The 19,715-nt window shown below is 62.5% G+C and carries 18 protein-coding genes; 11 read left to right on the forward strand and 7 right to left on the reverse strand.

Going from position 1 to position 19,715, the window contains the following annotated elements; translation table 11 throughout:
* The first annotated feature begins 63 nt into the window (after window positions 1–63).
* On the forward strand, window positions 64–699 hold the full coding sequence (gene upp / locus UP09_RS04600) for a uracil phosphoribosyltransferase (protein ID WP_044536797.1): 636 nt from the start codon (window positions 64–66) through the stop codon (window positions 697–699).
* Window positions 700–774: 75 nt separating this feature from the next.
* On the opposite strand, the gene atzD is transcribed toward upp, so the two are convergent.
* On the reverse strand, window positions 775–1,911 hold the full coding sequence (gene atzD / locus UP09_RS04605; RefSeq protein ID WP_044536893.1) for a cyanuric acid amidohydrolase: 1,137 nt from the start codon (window positions 1,909–1,911) through the stop codon (window positions 775–777).
* Between the two features lie 358 nt (window positions 1,912–2,269).
* On the opposite strand from atzD, the gene UP09_RS04610 reads away from it, so the two are divergent.
* The 5 genes from UP09_RS04610 (at window position 2,270) to UP09_RS04630 (ending at window position 7,209) form a co-directional block, all read left to right on the forward strand.
* Window positions 2,270–3,304 (forward strand): ABC transporter ATP-binding protein, encoded by a 1,035-nt coding sequence (locus tag UP09_RS04610; RefSeq protein WP_044536894.1) that lies wholly within the window; start codon window positions 2,270–2,272, stop codon window positions 3,302–3,304.
* Window positions 3,305–3,322: 18 nt separating this feature from the next.
* On the forward strand, window positions 3,323–4,615 hold the full coding sequence (locus UP09_RS04615; protein WP_044536798.1) for an ABC transporter substrate-binding protein: 1,293 nt from the start codon (window positions 3,323–3,325) through the stop codon (window positions 4,613–4,615).
* Between the two features lie 87 nt (window positions 4,616–4,702).
* Window positions 4,703–5,584, forward strand: coding sequence for an ABC transporter permease (locus UP09_RS04620; RefSeq protein WP_044536799.1), 882 nt, complete (start codon window positions 4,703–4,705; stop codon window positions 5,582–5,584).
* A gap of 1 nt (window position 5,585) precedes the next feature.
* Window positions 5,586–6,464: an ABC transporter permease gene (locus UP09_RS04625; protein WP_044536800.1), complete on the forward strand. Its 879-nt coding sequence runs from the start codon at window positions 5,586–5,588 to the stop codon at window positions 6,462–6,464.
* A 10-nt stretch (window positions 6,465–6,474) separates the two neighbouring features.
* Complete coding sequence (locus tag UP09_RS04630; protein WP_044536801.1) at window positions 6,475–7,209, forward strand: aspartate/glutamate racemase family protein; 735 nt, start codon at window positions 6,475–6,477, stop codon at window positions 7,207–7,209.
* A 51-nt stretch (window positions 7,210–7,260) separates the two neighbouring features.
* On the opposite strand, the gene hutU is transcribed toward UP09_RS04630, so the two are convergent.
* From hutU to hutI, 3 genes are read right to left on the reverse strand one after another with little or no spacing between them, the layout of a single operon-like run.
* On the reverse strand, window positions 7,261–8,931 hold the full coding sequence (hutU, locus tag UP09_RS04635) for a urocanate hydratase (protein WP_044536802.1): 1,671 nt from the start codon (window positions 8,929–8,931) through the stop codon (window positions 7,261–7,263).
* A gap of 11 nt (window positions 8,932–8,942) precedes the next feature.
* Window positions 8,943–10,502 (reverse strand): histidine ammonia-lyase, encoded by a 1,560-nt coding sequence (gene hutH, locus UP09_RS04640; protein WP_044536803.1) that lies wholly within the window; start codon window positions 10,500–10,502, stop codon window positions 8,943–8,945.
* Window positions 10,499–11,713, reverse strand: coding sequence for an imidazolonepropionase (hutI, locus tag UP09_RS04645; RefSeq protein ID WP_044536804.1), 1,215 nt, complete (start codon window positions 11,711–11,713; stop codon window positions 10,499–10,501). Before hutI ends, hutH begins: the two co-directional genes overlap by 4 nt.
* A gap of 83 nt (window positions 11,714–11,796) precedes the next feature.
* On the opposite strand from hutI, the gene UP09_RS04650 reads away from it, so the two are divergent.
* The 5 genes from UP09_RS04650 to UP09_RS04670 all read left to right on the forward strand — a co-directional run bounded on the left by UP09_RS04650 (window position 11,797) and on the right by UP09_RS04670 (window position 16,543).
* Window positions 11,797–13,155, forward strand: a complete 1,359-nt coding sequence (locus UP09_RS04650; protein ID WP_044536805.1) for a formimidoylglutamate deiminase — start codon at window positions 11,797–11,799, stop codon at window positions 13,153–13,155.
* Window positions 13,152–13,895, forward strand: a complete 744-nt coding sequence (gene hutC / locus UP09_RS04655; RefSeq protein ID WP_044536806.1) for a histidine utilization transcriptional repressor HutC — start codon at window positions 13,152–13,154, stop codon at window positions 13,893–13,895. Before UP09_RS04650 ends, hutC begins: the two co-directional genes overlap by 4 nt.
* A 134-nt stretch (window positions 13,896–14,029) precedes the next feature.
* Window positions 14,030–14,974 carry an ABC transporter substrate-binding protein gene (locus UP09_RS04660; RefSeq protein WP_044536807.1) on the forward strand — a complete coding sequence of 315 codons (945 nt, stop codon included), beginning with the start codon at window positions 14,030–14,032 and terminating at the stop codon, window positions 14,972–14,974.
* Window positions 14,975–14,987: 13 nt separating this feature from the next.
* On the forward strand, window positions 14,988–15,761 hold the full coding sequence (locus UP09_RS04665) for an ABC transporter permease (RefSeq protein ID WP_044536808.1): 774 nt from the start codon (window positions 14,988–14,990) through the stop codon (window positions 15,759–15,761).
* Window positions 15,758–16,543, forward strand: a complete 786-nt coding sequence (locus UP09_RS04670) for an ABC transporter ATP-binding protein (RefSeq protein WP_044536809.1) — start codon at window positions 15,758–15,760, stop codon at window positions 16,541–16,543. Before UP09_RS04665 ends, UP09_RS04670 begins: the two co-directional genes overlap by 4 nt.
* 160 nt (window positions 16,544–16,703) lie before the next feature.
* On the opposite strand, the gene UP09_RS04675 is transcribed toward UP09_RS04670, so the two are convergent.
* The 3 genes from UP09_RS04675 to acs form a co-directional block, all read right to left on the reverse strand.
* A complete protein-coding gene (locus UP09_RS04675) occupies window positions 16,704–17,294 on the reverse strand; it encodes an adenylate kinase (RefSeq protein WP_044536810.1) in 591 nt (196 codons plus the stop codon).
* A 58-nt stretch (window positions 17,295–17,352) separates the two neighbouring features.
* Window positions 17,353–17,877 (reverse strand): inorganic diphosphatase, encoded by a 525-nt coding sequence (gene ppa / locus UP09_RS04680; RefSeq protein ID WP_044536811.1) that lies wholly within the window; start codon window positions 17,875–17,877, stop codon window positions 17,353–17,355.
* Window positions 17,878–17,901: 24 nt separating this feature from the next.
* Window positions 17,902–19,715: acetate--CoA ligase (gene acs / locus UP09_RS04685; protein ID WP_044536812.1), on the reverse strand; the 1,814-nt coding region annotated here is incomplete at its 5' end.

Raw genomic sequence — 19,715 nt, forward strand, 5'->3', positions numbered from 1 at the left:
AGCAGCATGGGGCATGCCACTTGCACGACATCCCACCCGCGCCACCCCGGACAAAGCGATCTCATGACCAAGAAAAGCGTGAACCTCGTCAGCCACCCCCTGGTCCAGCACAAGCTCTCGCTGATGCGCGACAAGGATCGCTCCACCAAGGGCTTTCGCGAGCTTCTGAACGAGATCGGAATGCTCCTCTGCTATGAGGTCACCCGGGACTTGCCTCTGGAAATGGTCGACATCGATACGCCGGTCGCCGCGATGAAGGCACCGAAGATCGCGGGCAAGAAACTCACTTTCGCTCCGATCTTGCGGGCGGGTGTCGGATTTCTCGACGGGATGCTGGCGCTCGTTCCGGCAGCGCGCGTCGCCCATATCGGCCTCTACCGGGATCCCGAAACGCTTGAAGCCGTGGAGTACTTCTTCAAGGCGCCGCAGGACGTGTCGGACCGCATCGTGATCCTGTTGGATCCGATGCTGGCTACGGGAAATTCAGCCTGCGCCGCGGTCAGCCTGCTCAAATCGCGAGGCGCCCGAGATATCAGGTTCGTCTGCCTGCTCGCGGCCCCCGAGGGGATTGCCCGATTTCAGGATGAGTGTCCTGACGTCCCGATCTGGACTGCTGCCATCGACGAGAGACTGAATGATCACGGCTATATCGTGCCAGGCTTGGGCGATGCCGGAGACAGAATGTTCGGCACCAAGTAAGTGTGTGGCATCGCCTTCGCGCCGAAGCGGCGATATGACGAAATTGACGCGCGTAACGGCAACGGAGCCTAATCGTCAGCCTGAATTGTTGGTCAATAGTCGAGCTATGACGGCTACGGGCCCGCCGCCAGGCGGCCCCTGATGTTCGGCTCCGCCAGAGACGTAGACGGCGCCGGTTCCCGACAAGCCACTGATCAATCCGCCGACAGCGGCGCGGGCGTGCCGGGTTGAGCTGATGTCCGTATCCTCAAGCATGATGTGACGAAATCCGCGGATGCTGCCGCTCGGCGAGGCTTCCGCCTTGGCGAAGATGTTGACGAGCTGGCGGTTCGCCGTCGGCGGTTTGGAGTCGTATTCGACCTGCAGTCCCACACTTTTCAGTGCATCGATCACGGCTGCGGAATCGATGGCGTCTTGCATCACGGCGTGCCCGATCTCGAAGGGGGCCGCCGACGATGCCGAATTGCCAAGCACGATGACAACATTGTGCATCAACTCGATGCCCGCCGACGTCGACGCGACCGACGAAAACAGATCGAACCGCCGAAGCACGTGCTCATCGTCAATCGCGCCGTCAATCTCGCCAAGCGCGACGGCCACGCCCAGCGCCGATGCGCCACGCGAATACGCCATCGAGCCGTACGCGCTGTTGGTCACGGTCTCATTGCCTCGCGCCGTCGCGGCCTCGATGCGGTCGCTCGTCAGAAGCGGACACTTGATCTGAACGAAATGGACGTCCTGTGGATCGACGATAGCAGCGTCGGCCATGGCGGCGGCGACGGCCCTTGCCGTTTCCCTGATCTGCACCCCGCGCCCGATCTCCTCGGGCAGGAAATCCCGCGTCTGTGCCATCCCGATGCTGAGGCGCTTCCCGGCAACGTCTTCGGAATCGCGACCGGCAGCCGCGTCACGCGTGAAGACGGTGATATGTGGGCTGAGCACACCTTCCGTGCCACCCGACATCACGAACGCGATCCGTTGCTCAACGCGGTGCGGCAGCAGATCGACATAAGGCGCCAGGGTCGCGCTGAGAGCTGAAACGGCGTATTCGCGCGTGAAATCATTGACGCCACCATTGCCCTCGGTCTTGCCCAGTATCGCGACGATCGACCTTGGATCAATTTTGCCTTGCTCGATCAGGTTCAGCAGGCCGGAGGCGTCCCCGGGGCCTTTGGTGGAAATCCGAAAGACGTTGACCGATTTTGTGCGCATGCCCTTCCCTTCGGATATCTTCGGGCCGACGAAAGGATATGGCAAGCCATCACGGCTCCCGGCGTTTCCGGGCGCGCAACGGCTTGATCGCTACAAGATGGCTTGCGAAAGGATCGTTTTCCAACATAGCCTCAATCGCTTAGGTTCGGGTGTAAAGCTGCGGATGCGGGGTAACGCGGCAACCGGCCTCCGATTTCTCGGCCGGAGCAGCGCAGTCGACTTCATGGACAGCCGAATTTGCCCAGTTTTTGTCTCATCTGTCGCAATTTTTGGCACATCTGTTGCATCTAACTACGAATAGCGTCCAGGGGCGACAGGTCGCCCAGGGTCCTCGGCAAGACGATACGGAATGGTGCGGATGACGACCACGGCGGCGCTCGAACTGGTGCAATTGACGAAGATGTACGGCGGCGTCACCGCCGTTGACGCCATCAACCTCAAGATTCCTGCCGGCTCCTATTGTTGCCTGCTCGGGCCGTCTGGCTGCGGCAAGACGTCCACGCTGCGCATGGTGGCAGGCCATGAATCGGTGACTTCAGGCGACATCCTGGTTGGGCCGAAGAATGTGACGGACCTGCCCCCTGCCAATCGAAGCACGGCGATGATGTTCCAGTCTTACGCCCTGTTCCCACATCTTTCCGTCATCGACAATGTTGGCTTCGCTTTGAAAATGAAGGGCGTTGCCAAAGCTGTGCGCCATGCCGAAGCCAACAAGTTGCTCGAGCTCGTCGATATGCAGCCTTATGCGGCAAGGCTACCGGGCCAGCTTTCCGGAGGCCAGCAGCAGCGCGTGGCGCTCGCGCGCGCACTAATCACCTCTCCTCAAATCCTGCTCCTGGACGAACCACTTTCGGCGCTCGATCCGTTCTTGCGACTGCGGATGAGAGCCGAATTGAAAAAGCTGCAGCGCGAACTTGGGATTACCTTTATCCATGTGACGCATGGCCAGGACGAGGCGATGGCCCTGGCCGATATCGTGGTTCTCATGAATGGCGGCCGGATCGAACAGCAGGGTTCGCCGCGTGAAATCTTCAACCACCCCCGAACCGAGTTCACGGCGAAATTCATCGGCGGCCACAACGTCATCGCTGTCGGCCCCGAGACCTTCGCCGTTCGGGTTGATCGGCTGATGCTGAAAAAACCGAACGAAACCGTCATTGGTCCATCGATTGCAGGCACCGTCGGCGAAGTCGAATACCAGGGGACCTATGTCCGCGTCGTCGTTACCATCGAGGGCGGATCCGAGATCTCGGCCCAGGTCACGGAAACTGAATTCGATGCCGCCAACTACGCCGTAGGTGAACGTGTTCTCGCCACATGGGACCCGACGCAAGCCAGCCCACTTAAGACCACCAGTTCTGTAACCGTCCGATCGCCTGAAAAGGCGGCGTGACATTCAAGGGAGATCATCATGAGCAAATCTTCGAAACTCAATGGCGGCGTTAGCCGTCGCGCTATGCTGAAGGGCGCGGCCGGAGCCGTCGGCCTGGTGGCAGGTTCGGGCGCAATTACCGGATTTCCCTATGTCCATTCGGCCGAGCCGAAAGTCCTGCGCTATCTCGGAACGGCGGTAAACGAAGGTGACGATATCTCCAAGAAATGTCTGGAAGATACCGGGATCAAGATCGAATACATCACGGCAACCACCGACGACGTGACCAAACGTGTGATCACCCAGCCGAACTCGTTCGATGTGCTGGATACGGAATATTTCTCGCTGAAGAAGCTGGTGCCGTCGGGCAATATTTTTGCCCTCGACTCCAAGAAGATCAAGGAATTCGACAACATCACCCCGGTGTTCACCAAGGGCCAGTTGCCGAACGGCAAGAAGATCGGCAATCAGGGTACCGCGCCGTGGAAGGTGCTCTATCTCGAGGGAGCGAACTCCAAGACGTTCTCCAAAACGCCGACCGAGTTCGTGACGCTGATCCCGACAGTCTACAATGCCGATACGCTCGGCATCCGGCCCGATCTGATCAAGCGGCCCATCTCATCATGGACCGAACTGCTCAATCCCGAATTCAAGGGCAAGGCCTCGATTCTCAACATTCCGTCGATCGGAATCATGGATGCCGCGATGGTGGTCGAAGCCACCGGTCAGCACACCTATGCCGACAAGGGCAACATGACGAAGGCCGAGATTGATCTCACCATGAAGATCATGACGGAAGCCAAGAAGGCCGGCCAGTTCCGCGCGTTCTGGAAGGACTTCAACGAATCCGTCAACCTGATGGCATCGGGCGAAACCGTCATTCAGTCGATGTGGTCGCCCGCGGTCACCAAAGTGCGCTCGATGGGAATCGCCTGCACGTTCCAGCCGCTCAAGGAAGGCTATCGCTCTTGGGCGTCAGGGTTCTGCGTGTCGAAGGCGGTTTCGGGACCGAAGCTCGATTGGGCCTATGAATTCGTGAACTGGTATCTGTCGGGGTGGGCTGGCGCCTATCTCAATCGCCAAGGCTACTACTCGGCTGTGCTGTCCACCGCCAAGGCCAACATGACGGCCGACGAGTGGGGCTACTGGATGGAAGGCAAGGCCGCCGTCGCCGACATCAAGGCGCCCGACGGTACGATCCTCGAGAAGGCCGGCGCCAAGCGTGACGGCGGATCTTACGACGACCGCATGGGCGGCGTCGCCTGCTGGAACGCCGTGATGGACGAGAACGATTACATGGTGCGCAAGTGGAATGAATTCATCGCCGCTTGATGCAATCCACCTGATGCACTCCAAAGGACTTGCCGGCCAACGCGCACGGCAAGTCCTTTCTTCGCCATCACCGCGATCGGCCTTTCAATGACGCAAGACCGCAAGACCTTCGTTGCGTGGCTTCAGGCCGCACCGATGATGCTCGTGTTCGCGCTGTTTTTCCTGTTGCCGTTGATTTTCGTGACCATCGTCAGCGCGTGGGACTACAACGAATATGAAATGATCCCGGCCTTCAGCCTGCGTGGCTACAGCGATACGTTCGAGGGATGCATCGCCGATCTGCCCAATCTCTGCACCATCCTGAAGACCTATCTGAAGACCCTCAAATTATGTCTGCTGACGTGGAGCCTGACCCTTCTGATCGGCTTCACCGTCGCTTATTTCCTCGCGTTCCACGTCCGGTCCAAGACCTGGCAGATCGTGCTCACCCTGCTTTGCACCATCCCGTTCTGGACGTCGAATGTGATCCGCATGATTGCGTGGATTCCGCTGCTTGGCCGCAACGGGTTGGTCAACAAGGGCCTCCAGGGTGCCGGGTTGATCCATCAGCCGCTGGAATGGTTGCTGTTCTCGGAGTTTTCCGTCGTACTTGCCCTCGTTCACCTCTTCACATTCTTCATGGTGGTACCGATCTTCAATTCGATGATTCGCATCGACAAGCGGTTGATCGAAGCCTCCTATGATGCCGGCGCCACCGGATGGCAGACCCTGGTGAACATCATTATTCCCCTGGCAAAGCCGGGAATCGTGATTGGCTCGATCTTCGTGATCACGATCGTGATGGGTGATTTTGTCACGATCGGAGTGATGGGCGGCCAACAGATTGCATCTGCGGGCAAGATCATCGAGGCGCGCCTGAATGCGCTGCAATTCCCGGCGGCTGCAGCCAACGCGGTCATCCTGCTCGGCATCACGATCCTGATTATTTCGGCGCTGACCAAGGTCGTCGATATTCGCAAGGAACTGTGAGATGGGCGAAAAGCGGTCGCGATCCTTCTATGTACTCGCTGCGTTTTTCACCGCCTACGTCCTGTTCCTCTATGGGCCGATGTTCGCGATCTACATCTTGTCGTTTCAGGGGCCAGATGGTGGCCTGACCTTTCCCATGAACGGCGTGTCCCTTGTGTGGTTCGGCAAGGTGTTCTCCGGTTCGGGCATCATCGACATCGGAGCGGCTTTCAAGCGGTCGCTTCAACTTGGCCTCGTCGTCATGGTGTTTACGGTCGTTCTCTCCGTTTCGGCCGGCTTGGCTTTCCGCAGATCATTCCGCGGTGCGAGCATCCTGTTTTATGTTGCCATCGCAAGCCTGATCATGCCGTCGATTATCACCTCGCTCGGAATCGCCCTGGAATTCCGCCTGCTTGACGATGTCATCATCAAGAGTGGTGCTGCAAATTGGACAACGGCGATGGGGCTGTTTACGTCGGGCCTTGGTGCACATCTGACCTGGACCTTGCCTTTTGGCCTCCTGATCATGTTTGCGATTTTCAACAGGTTCGATGGCCGTCTTGAAGAGGCGGCGCGTGACCTCGGCGCAACGCCATGGCAGACATTCCGGCATGTTGTGCTGCCAATCATATTGCCGTCTGTCGTGGGTATTGGTCTGTTCGGATTCACCTTGTCCTGGGACGAACTCGCTCGCTCAAGCCAGACCATCGGCTCTGTCAATACACTGCCCCTTGATCTGCAGGGCCTGACGACAACAGTTACCAAGCCGGACATTTATGCGCTTGGAACACTGACGAGCGCCGTATCCTTCCTCGTCATTTTCCTGGCGCTGGTTGTCATTCTTGTGCTTCAGGCCCGGCAAAGACGTCACGGCTCGGACGCAGGCAAGGGAATGGTGTAGAATCGACCTCATGCGCATCTTGATCGTCAACCCGAACACCACGGCCGCCATGACGGCGAAGATCGGCCAGGCTGGCCGCGCCGCCGCGGCCCCGGGAACCGAGATCATTGCCGTCAATCCCGAGGATGGGCCGGTTTCCATCGAAGGCTATTATGACGAGGCATTTTCAGTGCCCGGGCTGCTGGCCGAAATCGCCAAGGGCGACGCAACAGGTGTTTCCGCTCACATCATTGCTTGTTTCGACGACACCGGCCTGGAGGCGGCGCGCTGCGTCTCGCAGGCTCCTGTCATCGGTATCGGCGAAGCGGCGTTTCATTTGGCCTCGATGCTCGGCCATCGCTTCACGGTCGTGACCACGCTCTCCCGGTCCATCGCGGCCATCGAGAACAATCTTTTGAAGTACGGGCTGGCCAGCCGGTGCGCCAAGGTGCGCGCCTGCGAAGTCCCCGTTCTGTCACTCGAGGACCCCACGTCCAATGCAGCCGCGCAGATCAGTGCGGAAATCGAGCGATCGAAACGGGAGGACAACGCCGAAGTGATCGTACTCGGATGCGCCGGCATGGCCGATTTGGCCGCACGGCTTTCGGAAAACCACGGGCTGCCCGTCATCGACGGGGTCGCGAGCGCGGTTAAGCTGGCAGAGGCATTCGGTACGTTGGGCCTCAAGACATCAAAGATCGGGGCTTATGCGCAGCCGCGACCAAAACCGTATCTCGGATCTTACGCACCGTTCGAACCCCGTTAGGCCCGAACCGGATTCGCCGACCAGACCCACGCTCTTGAGCTCTGCCGTGCGCTACAATGGCAGACCGGGCAGATCGAGCCCGTTGGCGCGCGCGCATTCAACCGCGCTTTCGTAGCCGGCGTCGGCGTGACGCATGACACCTGTTGCCGGATCATTCCACAAGACACGTTCGAGCCGGCGCGCCGCCTCCGGAGTTCCGTCGGCGACAACAACCATACCGGCATGCTGCGAGTAACCGATGCCGACGCCGCCGCCGTGATGCAGCGACACCCAGGTGGCCCCGCTCGCACAGTTGAGCAGCGCATTGAGCAGCGGCCAGTCGGAAACCGCATCCGAGCCGTCACGCATCGCTTCGGTCTCGCGGTTCGGACTTGCGACCGAGCCGCTGTCCAGATGGTCGCGGCCGATCACGATCGGCGCCTTCAGTTCACCGCGTGCCACCATCTCGTTGAAGGCGAGGCCCAGCCGGTGGCGATCACCGAGGCCGACCCAGCAGATCCGCGCCGGCAGCCCCTGGAACTTGATCCGTGCCTTCGCCATGTCGAGCCAGTTGTGCAGATGCTTGTCGTGCGGCATCAGCTCCTTCACCTTGGCGTCGGTGCGAAAGATATCCTCAGGGTCACCCGACAGCGCCGCCCATCGGAACGGCCCGACACCGCGGCAGAACAGCGGGCGAATATAGGCCGGGACGAAGCCGGGAAAATCGAACGCGTTCTTCAGCCCCATGTCCTTCGCCATCTGGCGAATGTTGTTGCCGTAGTCGAGGGTTGGAACGCCTTGGGCGTGGAAATCGAGCATCGCCTGAACGTGATCGACCATCGACGTCTTGGCCGCGAGTTCAACGGCCTTGGGGTTGGCTTCGCGTTTCCCCTCCCACTCGCCGAGCGACCATCCCTTCGGCAGGTAACCGTTGATGGGATCATGCGCGCTGGTCTGGTCGGTCACGATGTCGGGCCGCACGCCGCGCCGCACCAGTTCCGGAAAGATCTCGGCCGCGTTGCCGAGCAGGCCGACCGAGACCGGTTTCTTGCTCGCAGCGCTCTCCGCCATGATCGCAAGCGCCTCGTCAAGCGTGCTGGCCTGACGATCGAGATAGCCGGTGCGCAGCCGCATCTCGATGCGGCTCGGCTGGCACTCGATCGCGAGCATCGAGGCCCCCGCCATGGTCGCGGCCAGCGGCTGCGCGCCGCCCATGCCGCCGAGGCCTGCCGTCAGGATCCATTTGCCGGCAAGGCTGCCGCCGTAATGGCGGCGTCCGATTTCGACAAACGTCTCGTAGGTGCCCTGCACGATCCCCTGGCTGCCGATATAGATCCAGGAGCCCGCCGTCATCTGCCCAAACATCATCAGGCCCTTGCGGTCGAGCTCGTTGAAGTGATCGAGCGTCGCCCAGTGCGGCACCAGATTGGAGTTCGCGATCAGAACCCGCGGCGCATCGGCGTGGGTACGGAAAATGCCGACCGGCTTGCCGGATTGAACGAGCAGCGTCTGGTCGCCCTCGAGCTTGCGCAAGGACGTCACGATCCGATCGAAGCTGTCCCAATCGCGCGCCGCACGGCCGATCCCGCCGTAAACCACAAGTTCGCCCGGCCGTTCGGCGACGTCAGGATCAAGATTGTTCATCAGCATGCGAAGCGGCGCTTCCGTGAGCCAGCTCTTCGCGCTGATGTCAGAGCCGCGGGGTGCCCGGATCGTGCGTTCGTTGTCCAGTCGGCGGTTCATGGAGCGGCCTTTCAGGCAAGCGATGGAAACGGATTTTGCCCGAGCACCGACATGGCGACGCGCGGCAGCATGCCGGCCTCGACCAGCGCCTTTGCCTTCGCGAGGTCGTCGGCCATGTAGCGATCGGGCCCGAGCGCCGGCACCCGTTCCCGCAACGCGGCAATGACGGCGGCAAGTGCCGGACTGGTCAGATGCGGCAGACGCAGGCCGATGCCTTGCGCCGCGACCAGCAGCTCGATGCCGAGAATGGCGGCAAGATTGTCCGCCATATCAGACAGCCGGCGCGCGGCATGCGCGGCCATCGAGACGTGGTCTTCCTGGTTTGCGCTGGTCGGCGTCGAATCGATCGAGCAAGGAGCGGCGCGCTGCTTGTTCTCGGCATAGAGTGCGGCCGCCGTCACCTCGGCGATCATGAAGCCGGAGTTGAGGCCGGGATCCGGCGTCAGGAACGGCGGCAGGCCGAAATTCAGGGCGGGATCGACCAGGGTCGCGATGCGCCGCTCGCTGATGGCGCCGATCTCCGACACCACCAGCGCGATCTGATCTGCGGCAAAGGCGACCGGCTCGGCGTGAAAATTGCCGCCCGAGACGATCTCGCCACTCTCCACCAGGACCAGTGGGTTGTCGGTAACGGCATTGGCTTCGATGGTCAGCGTCCGCGCGGCCTGCGTGAGCACATCGAGCGCCGCGCCCGCAACCTGCGGCTGGCAGCGCAGGCAATAAGGATCCTGCACGCGCTCATCGCCTTCGAGATGCGACTGCCTGATATCGCTCCCATCCAGCAAGGACATTAGGGCCGCGCCGGCTGCGATCTGTCCGGCATGCCCGCGCAACTGCTGGATCTCGGGGCGGAACGGCGCCGTCGACGCCATCGCCGCATCAACGGACAAGGCGCCCGTCACGAGCGCGGCGCAGGCGAGACGATGGGCGCGCAGCAAGCCGACAATCGCATAGGCGGTCGAGAACTGAGTACCGTTGATCAGCGCGAGCCCCTCCTTCGGCCCGAGCGTCACCGGCGAAAGACCGACGGCCGCCAGCGCTTCACGGCCCGGCACGGTCCGGCCATCGACGATCGCCTCGCCTTCGCCGATCATCACGGCCGTCATATGCGCCAGAGGCGCCAGATCGCCGGAGGCGCCGACCGAGCCCTGCTGCGGCACCAGCGGACAAACGCCACCTGCCAGCATCGCCTGCAATTGCTCGATGATGTCCCGTCGCACGCCCGACGCGCCGCGCCCGAGCGAGATAATTTTCAGCGCCATCATCAGACGAACGACCGGTTCGGGCGTCGCTGGGCCCACGCCGCAGCAATGCGACACGATCAGATTGCGCTGCAGCAGCTCGGTCTGGTCGGCGGCAATGCGCGTCGAGGCCAGCTTGCCAAATCCGGTGTTGATGCCGTAGACGGGAGCGTCGGCGCGCGCGGCCTTCACGACGATCTGCGAGGCGGCCTCGACGCGCGGCCAGAACGAAGCATCGAGCACGACGGATGCGCCCGCGAGCACCCGCGCCAGATCATCGAGGCTGACCGTTCCTGGCGCTACGACAAGCGGGGCGTCCCCTTCCGTCATCGTCCCCTCCACACCCGGTTGTGCAGCGGATTGAAGCCGATCCGGTAGACCAGCTCGGCGGGACGATCGATGTCCCAGATCGCGAGATCGCACCATTTGCCGGCCTCAAGCGTGCCGGTGTCATCGAGAATACCGAGCGCGCGGGCGCCTTCCCGCGTGGTGCCGGCAATGCATTCGGTGACCGTCATCCGGAACAGCGTCGCCCCCATGTTCATGGCAAGAAGCAGCGAGGTCAGCGGCGAGCTGCCCGGATTGCAATCGGTCGCCAGCGCCATCCTGACGCCGTGGGCGCGGAACAGCTCGACCGGTGGCTTCTGGGTTTCGCGAATGAAGTAGAAAGCGCCCGGGAGCAGGACGGCCACGGTCCCGGCCTTTGCCATCGCCGCCGCTCCGGCGGCGTCGCTGTGCTCCAAATGATCGGCGGAGAGCGCGGAGAAATCTGCGGCAAGCGCCGCACCCCCGAGATTCGACAGCTGATCGGCGTGGAGCTTGACCGGCAGTCCCAATGCTCTTGCGGCACGAAAAACCCGCGCCGTTTGCTCGCCGGAAAACGCGATGCCTTCCATGAAGGCGTCGACGGCGTCGGCAAGCCCGGCCTGCGCCACCGCCGGAAGCATCTCGTTGCAGACCAGATCGATATAGCGGTCCTTGTCACCATCCGCCTCCGGCGGCAGCGCGTGCGCACCGAGAAACGAGGTGCGGATCGCGACCGGCCGCTTGGTGCCGAGGTGACGCGCGGCGGAAAGCTGCCGCATCTCGGTCTCGGTGTTGAGGCCATAGCCGGATTTGATCTCGACGGTCGTCACACCCTCGCCGATCAGCGCATCGAGCCGCGGCAGCGCGCCGGCGACCAGTTCGGGTTCGGTCGCCTTCCGCGTCGCCGCGACCGTCGAGACGATGCCGCCACCGGCGCGGGCGATCTCTTCGTAGCTTGCGCCCTTCAGCCGCAACTCGAATTCATGCGCCCGGTTGCCGCCGTAGACGAGATGGGTGTGGCAATCGACAAGGCCGGGCGTGACCCAGCGCCCCTCGCAATCGATCCGCTCTGTCGCGTCGGCATCACCTGGGAAGTCCGATTGCGCGCCGGCATAGACGATGCGGCCACCGCGCGCCGCAATCAGTCCACGCTCGATCTCGCCGAGATCGGGATGATCGCCCCGCAACGTGGCGAGCCGGGCGTTGTGCCAGATGCGGTCGAAGCGCTCGGCCATGCGATGGTCCCTCGACTCGGGATGCTTGACAGATATGTCTAGACATATAATCGTGTCGACGTTCTGTCCAGCCGGCTGGAAACATGACCCGACTGCATTTCGCTTCCGCGCTGTTGCCCACGGGCTGGGCCGATAACGTGCAGGTGGTCGTCACCGGCGACACGATCACGGACGTCGCGGCCGGGGTCGCGCCTGATACCGCCGACGAACGCCACCCAATCGCGGTTCCCGGACTGGCGAGCCTCCACAGCCACGCGTTTCAGCGCGGCATGGCCGGGCTTGCCGAACTCCGCGGCAACACGACCGATACATTCTGGACCTGGCGCGAGACAATGTATCGCTTCGCGCTGGAGATGACGCCGGACGATGTCGCCGATGTCGCGACTCTGCTCTATGTCGAGATGCTCGAGCAGGGCTTTACGCGTGTCGGTGAGTTTCACTATCTCCATCATGATCGCGACGGATCGCCCTACGCCAACCCCGCCGAGATGGCCGTGCGAATTGCAGAGGCGGCCGGGACCGCCGGCATCGGCCTCACGCTGCTGCCGAGTTTCTATGCGCATGGCGGCTTTGGCGGCGCGGCGCCACACGCCGGCCAGCGCCGCTTCATCTGTTCTGTCGATCAGTTTGCCGTGCTGGTCGCTGCGTCGCGTGAGGTGGTTGGCAGATTGCCCGGAGCCAATGTTGGCATCGCGCCGCACAGCCTGCGGGCCGTAGCGCCGGACGAACTGGCGGCGATCATTCCCCTCGCCGAAGCAGGCCCGATCCACATCCACGCCGCCGAACAGGTCAGGGAGGTCGAGGACTGCCTCGCCTGGTCGGGCCGGCGGCCGGTCGAATGGCTGCTCGAACATGCGCCGGTCGACCAGCGCTGGTGCCTGATTCACGCGACCCACACCACAGCATCCGAAGTCGCCGCGCTTGCCCGCACCGGCGCCATCGCCGGCCTCTGCCCGGTGACGGAAGCAAGCCTCGGCGACGGCATCTTCCCTGCCCGCGAATTCCTCGACGCCGGCGGCCGGTTCGGTATCGGCACGGATTCCAACGTGCTGGTCGGCATCGCCGACGAGTTGCGCCAGCTCGAATATGGCCAACGGCTCAAGCACCGCGAACGCAATGTGCTGTCCGAAGCTCCCGGTGCGTCGACCGGCCGTGCGCTATTCGACGGCGCGCTGGCGGGCGGCGCCCGGGCGCTGGCGCAGAACACAGTGGGACTGCAACCGGGTGCACGCGCCGACATCGTCACGCTCGATCCTGAGCATCCCTCGCTGGCCGGACGCCGGGGCGATACCGTCATCGACGGCTGGATTTTCGCGGCGGGCGGCGGCGCGATCGATTGCGTCTGGGCCGGCGGCAGCAAGGTCGTCGAAGGCGGACGGCACCGGCTCCGCTCAAAAGCGCGCGACCGTTTCAACGCGACGGTGCGGAGGCTCATAGCATGAGCCTCACGGCTGATCGCGGCAAGGTCGAGGCGGCGGACCGGCCGACGCTCTACAAGCAGATCCGGCACGACATCGAGACATCGATCCTGACCGGCGAATGGCCGCCGGGACATCGCATTCCGTTCGAGCATCAATTGATGGCGCGCTATGGCTGCTCGCGCATGACCGTGAGCAAGGCGCTGTCGGAGCTCGCGCAAGCCGACCTGATCGAGCGACGGCGGCGGGCCGGCAGCTTCGTCCGCCGCCCGCAGCATCTGTCGGCGGTGCTCAAGATATCAGACATGCGTGCCGAGATCACCGCCCTCGGCCGCAGCTACGGCTACCAGCTTTTTCGTTGCGTGCGCCGCGCCGCGACATCAGCCGATTGCGCCCGCCTCGGCGTGCGCAAGACCGGCAAGGTGGTCGCGATTGCCTGCCGGCACAGCGCCGACAACGTGCCGTTCGCCATCGAAGACCGGCTGATCGATCTCGATTCCGTACCGGAAGCCACGACCGCCGATTTTGCGGTCGAGCCACCCGGCTCATGGCTGCTTCATCATGTCCCATGGACGGAAGCCGAACATACGATCAGCGCCGTTGTGGCGGACGAGCGCACGGCGGCTGCGCTGGGCGTCGCCATCGGCGCGCCCTGTCTCGTGATCGACCGCTACACATGGCGCAGCGCACGCACGCTGACCGCGGTGCGCCTGCATTATCCCGGCGACACGCACCGTCTTGTCGCTCGCTTCAAGGGAGGCTGAGAATGTCGGATGCGGCACAATTCATGCAACAAATCCTATGCAACACGAATCGCGCACCACGGTTGATGCGACAACCCGCCGCGGCGGATGCAGAGATCAACAGGGTTCAATCGGCAGTTAAGAGGAAGACAATCATGCGTAGCTCCAAACTCATGACCGCAATCATTGCTCTCGTGGTGTCGGCACCGGCATTCGCCGACGACGTCAAGGTCGGCGTCGGCATTTCCGGATGGACCGGCTTTGCGCCACTGACGCTCGCCAAGGAAGCCGGCATCTTCAAGAAGAACGGCCTCGACGTGGCATTAAAGAAGATCCCGCAGAAGGACCGGCATCTCGCCATTGCATCCGGCGACATCCAGTGCGCGGCGACGACGGTCGAGACCTGGATCTCCTGGAACGCCAATGGCGTTGCGACCAAGCAGATCTTCCAGCTCGACAAGAGCTATGGCGCCGACGGCATGGCCGTGCGCACCGACATCGCCGCGATCAAGGACCTGAAGGGCAAGACGGTCGCGGCGTCAGCGCCGGGCACCTCGCCCTATTTCGCGCTGGCCTGGATGCTCAAGAAGAACGGCCTCACGGTCAAGGACGTCACCGTGGTCAATCTGGAGCCGGCCGCCGCCGCACAGGCCTTCGTCGCCGGCCAGAACGATGCCGCGATGACCTATGAGCCTTACCTCTCCACGGTGCGCGCCGCACCGGACAAGGGCAAGATCATCGCGACCACGCTGGATTACCCGATCGTGATGGATACGTTCGGCTGCACACCGAAATTCCTGACCGACAATCCGAAGGCCGCGCAGGCACTGGCCGACAGCTATTTCGAGGCACTGGACATGATCGCCAAGGATCAGGCCAAGGCCTACGAGATCATGGGCGCCGACGTGAAGCAATCCGGCGAGCAGTTCGGCAGCTCGGCGAAATATCTGCGCTGGCAGGACAAGGCCGCCAACCAGAAATTCTTCGCGGGCGACTTCCTCGCCTTCAACAAGGAGGCCGCGGACCTCCTGCTCGAGGTCGGCATCATCAAGGCCGCGCCTGACGTCAAGGACCTCTTCGACGCGAGCTATATCAAGTAGAACCATCATTCTGATGCGGCCTCTCGATCCCGTGACATCGAAGCAACGCGTGGTCTATGGCCTCGCGTTCTTCGTGCTGTTCGTTGCGCTCTGGGGCTGGGCAACCTTCGGCGGTCATGTGTCGAAGACGTTCCTCGCCAACCCGCTGACCATGGTGCAGGAAGGCTATGAACTGCTCGCGAAACAAGGCTTCCTGTTCGACATCGGCATGACGGTCTGGCGGGTCATCGGCGGCTTTGCGCTCGCGGCCGTTATCGCGGTGCCGATCGGCGTCATGATGGGCGCCTATAAGCCGGTCGAGGCCTTTCTCGAACCCTTCGTCTCCTTTGCGCGCTATCTGCCCGCTTCGGCCTTCATCCCGCTGTTGATTCTGTGGGCGGGCATCGGCGAATTGCAGAAGCTGCTCGTGATCTTCATCGGCTCGGTCTTTCAGGTCATCCTGATGGTCGCGGTCACCGTCGGCGGCACGCGGCGCGATCTGGTCGAGGCGGCTTATACGCTCGGCGCCGGCGACCGCGGCGTCATCCGCCGCGTGCTGCTGCCCTCCTCGGCTCCCGACATCGCCGAAATTCTGCGGCTGGTTCTGGGCTGGGCCTGGACCTATGTGATCGTGGCCGAGCTGATCGGCTCATCGTCCGGCATCGGGCACATGATCACCGACAGCCAGGCCCTGCTCAACACCGGCCAGATCATCTTCGGCATCATCGTCATCGGCCTGATCGGGCTCATCTCGGACTTCCTGTTCAAGGCGTTCAACGCCTGGCTGTTTCCGTGGAAGCTGGCATGACCGCGCTCACGATCGATCAGGTGTCCCGCACCTTTCCGGCGCGCGCCGGCCGTGCACCGACGCGCGCGCTGGAGCCGACCGACCTTGCCGTCGGCGACAATGACTTCGTCACCATCCTCGGCCCCTCGGGCTGCGGAAAATCCACCCTGCTCCGCATCGTCGCTGGGCTCGACCGGCCGACCAGCGGACGCGTCATGCTCGACGGCCGCGAGGTGACCGGTCCCGGTGCCGATCGCGGCATGGTTTTCCAGTCCTACACGCCGTTTCCCTGGCTGACGGTGCGCGAGAACATCGCCTTCGGCCTGCGCGAGCGCGGGGTCTCGCAAGCCGAACGCAACAAGGTCGCTGACCGGTTCATCCAGCAGGTCGGACTGTCCGGCTTTGAGAATCACTGGCCGAAGCAGCTCTCCGGCGGCATGCAACAGCGCACGGCGATTGCGCGAGCCCTGGCTAATGATCCAAAAATCCTGCTGCTCGACGAGCCATTCGGCGCGCTCGACAATCAGACCCGCGCCCTGATGCAGGAGATGCTGCTCGGAATCTGGGAGCGCGACCAGAAGACGGTGCTGTTTGTCACCCACGACATCGAAGAATCGATCTTTCTCGGCAGCCGCGTCATCGTCATGAGTGCCCGTCCGGGCCGCATCAAGGCGGAGATTACCGTCGATCTGCCGCATCCGCGCTCCTACAAGATCAAGACCAGTGCAGAATTTGTTGCCCTGAAGGAACGGCTCGTCGAGGAGATCCGCACCGAAGCCTTGAAGGTGACTGGCGATATCTGACAATTGCGTCGCTCAAATCATCCGATCGCGTCGCGCCCGACGGCCGCGCAAAGCCAGAAGACTGGTATCGACCGTGGATCACCCTGAGCAAACTCAGTTTGCTAAAGATAATCTGCTGCGGCTCAGGAGTTGGTAGCGGAGGTCGCGTTGATCTCGGCAATCAGGGCATCAGCCCTTCGATCGCGTGGAAGACGTCATGCGTCACGGCGTCGACCGCTTGCAGACCGTCGATACTCCTGAGAACGCCTTTGGCACGATAATATTCGACGAGCGGCGCGGTCTGCTCATTGTAAGCGTCAAGCCGCACTTTCAGCGCTTCATGATTGTCGTCCGCGCGGGCCGTGTGACCTCTGGCTTTTGCCTCCTGTGCCCGCGTCTCGATGCGATCGAGCAAAATGTCTTCATCTGCCATCAACTCGACGACACGATCAAGGTCGACGGCATCCCTGTGCAGAAGCTCGTCAAACGCCACCGCCTGACCGATCGTACGCGGAAATCCGTCGAGCACAAATCCTCGTTTCGAGTCGGGCTGTGCGATCCGTTCTATCACCGCGGCAACAACGAGGTGATCGGACACCAGCTTGCCCTCCGCCATAATCTCCTTTGCTTTGCGCCCGATATCGGTCCCCGCGTGCACGGCGGCCCGCAACATGTCACCTGTCGAGAGATGCGGAATGCTGAATTTATCGACGATCCGCTGCGCCTGCGTTCCCTTGCCCGCACCGGGCGGTCCCAGCAACACGATTCTCATGACTATCCCCGTCGATACCGATTCCAACACTCATTCGAATTGCGGTCAGGATCACATCTCACTTTGCGCGCAGTACAGCCGCCTGAATCAACTGCCTGGCTTCAGCGGCGTCGCCCCAGCCGCTCAGCTTTACCCATTTGCCCGGCTCGAGGTCCTTGTAGTGCAGGAAGAAATGTTCGATCTGTCGCCAGGTGATCTCCGGCAAATCCGAGTACGTCAGCACGTGCATGTATCGTTGCGTCAGATGGTTTGACGGCACTGCGATGATCTTCTCGTCGCCTCCGGCATTGTCCTCCATCTTCAACACGCCGATCGGCCGGACGTTGATGATCGCACCCGGGACGATTGGGCGCGTGTTCGCCACCAACACATCGATCGGATCACCGTCATCCGACAGCGTATGGGGCACAAAGCCGTAGTTACCGGGATAGCGCATCGGCGTGTAGAGGAAGCGATCGACGACGAGCGTACCGGCGGCCTTGTCCATCTCATACTTGATTGGTTCCCCGCCAAGCGGAACCTCGACGACGACGTTGACGTCGTCGGGCGGCGACCTGCCTATGGCAATGGCGTCGAAGTTCATGGTGCCTCCGGTCGGCTCGATGCGTTACTTGTGTTGACGATTCCGCCGGTTCTGCACGAGATCGTCGACCACGGCCGGATCGGCCAAGGTCGAGGTGTCGCCGAGGGTCGACGGCTCGTCCTCGGCGATCTTGCGCAGGATACGGCGCATGATCTTGCCGGAGCGGGTCTTCGGCAGGCCGGGCGCGAACTGGATCAGGTCCGGCGAGGCGATCGGCCCGATGTCCTTGCGGACCCAGGCGACCAGCTCCTTGCGCAGCGCCTCGGACGGCTCGGTGCCCTTCATCAGGGTGACATAGGCGTAGATGCCCTGGCCCTTGATGTCGTGGGGGTAGCCGACCACGGCGGCTTCCGAGACTGCGGGATTGGCGACCAGCGAACTCTCGACCTCGGCGGTGCCCATGCGGTGGCCGGAGACGTTGATGACGTCGTCGACCCGGCCGGTGATCCAGTAATAGCCGTCGGCGTCGCGGCGGCAGCCGTCGCCGGTGAAGTACTTGCCCTTGTAGGTCGAGAAATAGGTCTGCTCGAACCGGGCATGATCGCCATAGACCGTGCGCATCTGGCCCGGCCAGGATTTTGCGATGCAGAGGTTGCCGGAGGTCTCGCCGTCCAGCACCTTGCCGTCGGCATCGACGATTTCGGGCACCACGCCGAAGAACGGCCGGGTTGCCGAGCCCGGCTTGAGTTTGGTTGCGCCGGGCAGCGGCGTAATCAAAATGCCGCCGGTCTCGGTCTGCCACCAGGTGTCGACGATCGGGCAGCGCTCGTCGCCGACCACGCGATGATACCATTCCCAGGCTTCCGGATTGATCGGCTCGCCGACCGAGCCGAGCAGCCGCAGCGATTTGCGCGAGGTCTTCTTCACGGGATCGTCGCCGAACTGCATCAGCGCGCGGATCGCGGTCGGCGCGGTGTAGAAGATGTTGACCTTGTGCTTGTCGATCACGTTCCAGAAACGGGAGTTGTCCGGGTAATTCGGCACGCCCTCGAACATCAGCGTGGTCGCGCCATTCGCGAGCGGCCCGTAGAGGATGTAGCTGTGGCCGGTGACCCAGCCGACATCGGCGGTGCACCAGTAGATGTCGCCGTCGTGATAGTCGAAGACGTATTGATGCGTCATCGAGGCGAACACGAGATAGCCGGCGGAGGTGTGCAGCACGCCCTTCGGCGTACCGGTCGAGCCTGACGTGTAGAGAATGAACAGCGGATCCTCCGCGTTCATTGGCTCGCACGGGCACTCCGAGGTCACCATCTCGGCGGCCTCGTGATACCAGAGGTCGCGCGTCGGGTTCATATCGATCGCACCACCAGTGCGCTTCACCACGACGACCCAGTCGACGCCGCCGCTCTTGGCAATGGCCGCGTCGACATTGGCCTTCAGCGGCACCTTCTTGCCGCCGCGCAGGCCTTCGTCGGCGGTGATGATCACCTTGGATTCGCAGTCCTTGATGCGCTGGGCGAGGCTGTCGGGCGAGAAGCCGCCGAACACCACCGAGTGAATGGCGCCGATCCGCGCACAGGCCAGCATCGCGTAGGCGGCCTCCGGAATCATCGGCAGATAGATCGTGACGCGGTCGCCCTTCTCGACGTTCCTTGTGCGCAGGATGTTGGCCATCTTGCAGACTTCGTCGTGCAGCTCGCGGTAGGTGATGTGCTTGGACTCGGAGGGATCGTCGCCCTCCCAGATGATCGCGGTCTGGTCGCCGCGCGTCTCCAGATGGCGGTCGATGCAGTTCCAGGCGACGTTCAGCTCGCCGTCCTCGAACCATTTGATCGAGATGTTGCCGGGCGCGAAGGAGACGTTTTCAACCTTGGTGAAGGGCTTGATCCAGTCGA

This window comes from Bradyrhizobium sp. LTSP885, assembly GCF_000938305.1.
Taxonomy (GTDB): Bacteria; Pseudomonadota; Alphaproteobacteria; order Rhizobiales; family Xanthobacteraceae; genus Bradyrhizobium.

Excerpts from the sequence above, each read along its gene's own strand:
- upp (WP_044536797.1), top strand. The coding sequence starts at position 64 with ATGACCAAGAAAAGCGTGAACCTCGTCAGCCACCCCCTGGTCCAGCAC.
- atzD (WP_044536893.1), bottom strand. The coding sequence starts at position 1,911 with ATGCGCACAAAATCGGTCAACGTCTTTCGGATTTCCACCAAAGGCCCC.
- UP09_RS04610 (WP_044536894.1), top strand. The coding sequence starts at position 2,270 with ATGACGACCACGGCGGCGCTCGAACTGGTGCAATTGACGAAGATGTAC.
- UP09_RS04615 (WP_044536798.1), top strand. The coding sequence starts at position 3,323 with ATGAGCAAATCTTCGAAACTCAATGGCGGCGTTAGCCGTCGCGCTATG.
- UP09_RS04620 (WP_044536799.1), top strand. The coding sequence starts at position 4,703 with ATGACGCAAGACCGCAAGACCTTCGTTGCGTGGCTTCAGGCCGCACCG.
- UP09_RS04625 (WP_044536800.1), top strand. The coding sequence starts at position 5,586 with ATGGGCGAAAAGCGGTCGCGATCCTTCTATGTACTCGCTGCGTTTTTC.
- UP09_RS04630 (WP_044536801.1), top strand. The coding sequence starts at position 6,475 with ATGCGCATCTTGATCGTCAACCCGAACACCACGGCCGCCATGACGGCG.
- hutU (WP_044536802.1), bottom strand. The coding sequence starts at position 8,931 with ATGAACCGCCGACTGGACAACGAACGCACGATCCGGGCACCCCGCGGC.
- hutH (WP_044536803.1), bottom strand. The coding sequence starts at position 10,502 with ATGACGGAAGGGGACGCCCCGCTTGTCGTAGCGCCAGGAACGGTCAGC.
- hutI (WP_044536804.1), bottom strand. The coding sequence starts at position 11,713 with ATGGCCGAGCGCTTCGACCGCATCTGGCACAACGCCCGGCTCGCCACG.
- UP09_RS04650 (WP_044536805.1), top strand. The coding sequence starts at position 11,797 with ATGACCCGACTGCATTTCGCTTCCGCGCTGTTGCCCACGGGCTGGGCC.
- hutC (WP_044536806.1), top strand. The coding sequence starts at position 13,152 with ATGAGCCTCACGGCTGATCGCGGCAAGGTCGAGGCGGCGGACCGGCCG.
- UP09_RS04660 (WP_044536807.1), top strand. The coding sequence starts at position 14,030 with ATGCGTAGCTCCAAACTCATGACCGCAATCATTGCTCTCGTGGTGTCG.
- UP09_RS04665 (WP_044536808.1), top strand. The coding sequence starts at position 14,988 with ATGCGGCCTCTCGATCCCGTGACATCGAAGCAACGCGTGGTCTATGGC.
- UP09_RS04670 (WP_044536809.1), top strand. The coding sequence starts at position 15,758 with ATGACCGCGCTCACGATCGATCAGGTGTCCCGCACCTTTCCGGCGCGC.
- UP09_RS04675 (WP_044536810.1), bottom strand. The coding sequence starts at position 17,294 with ATGAGAATCGTGTTGCTGGGACCGCCCGGTGCGGGCAAGGGAACGCAG.
- ppa (WP_044536811.1), bottom strand. The coding sequence starts at position 17,877 with ATGAACTTCGACGCCATTGCCATAGGCAGGTCGCCGCCCGACGACGTC.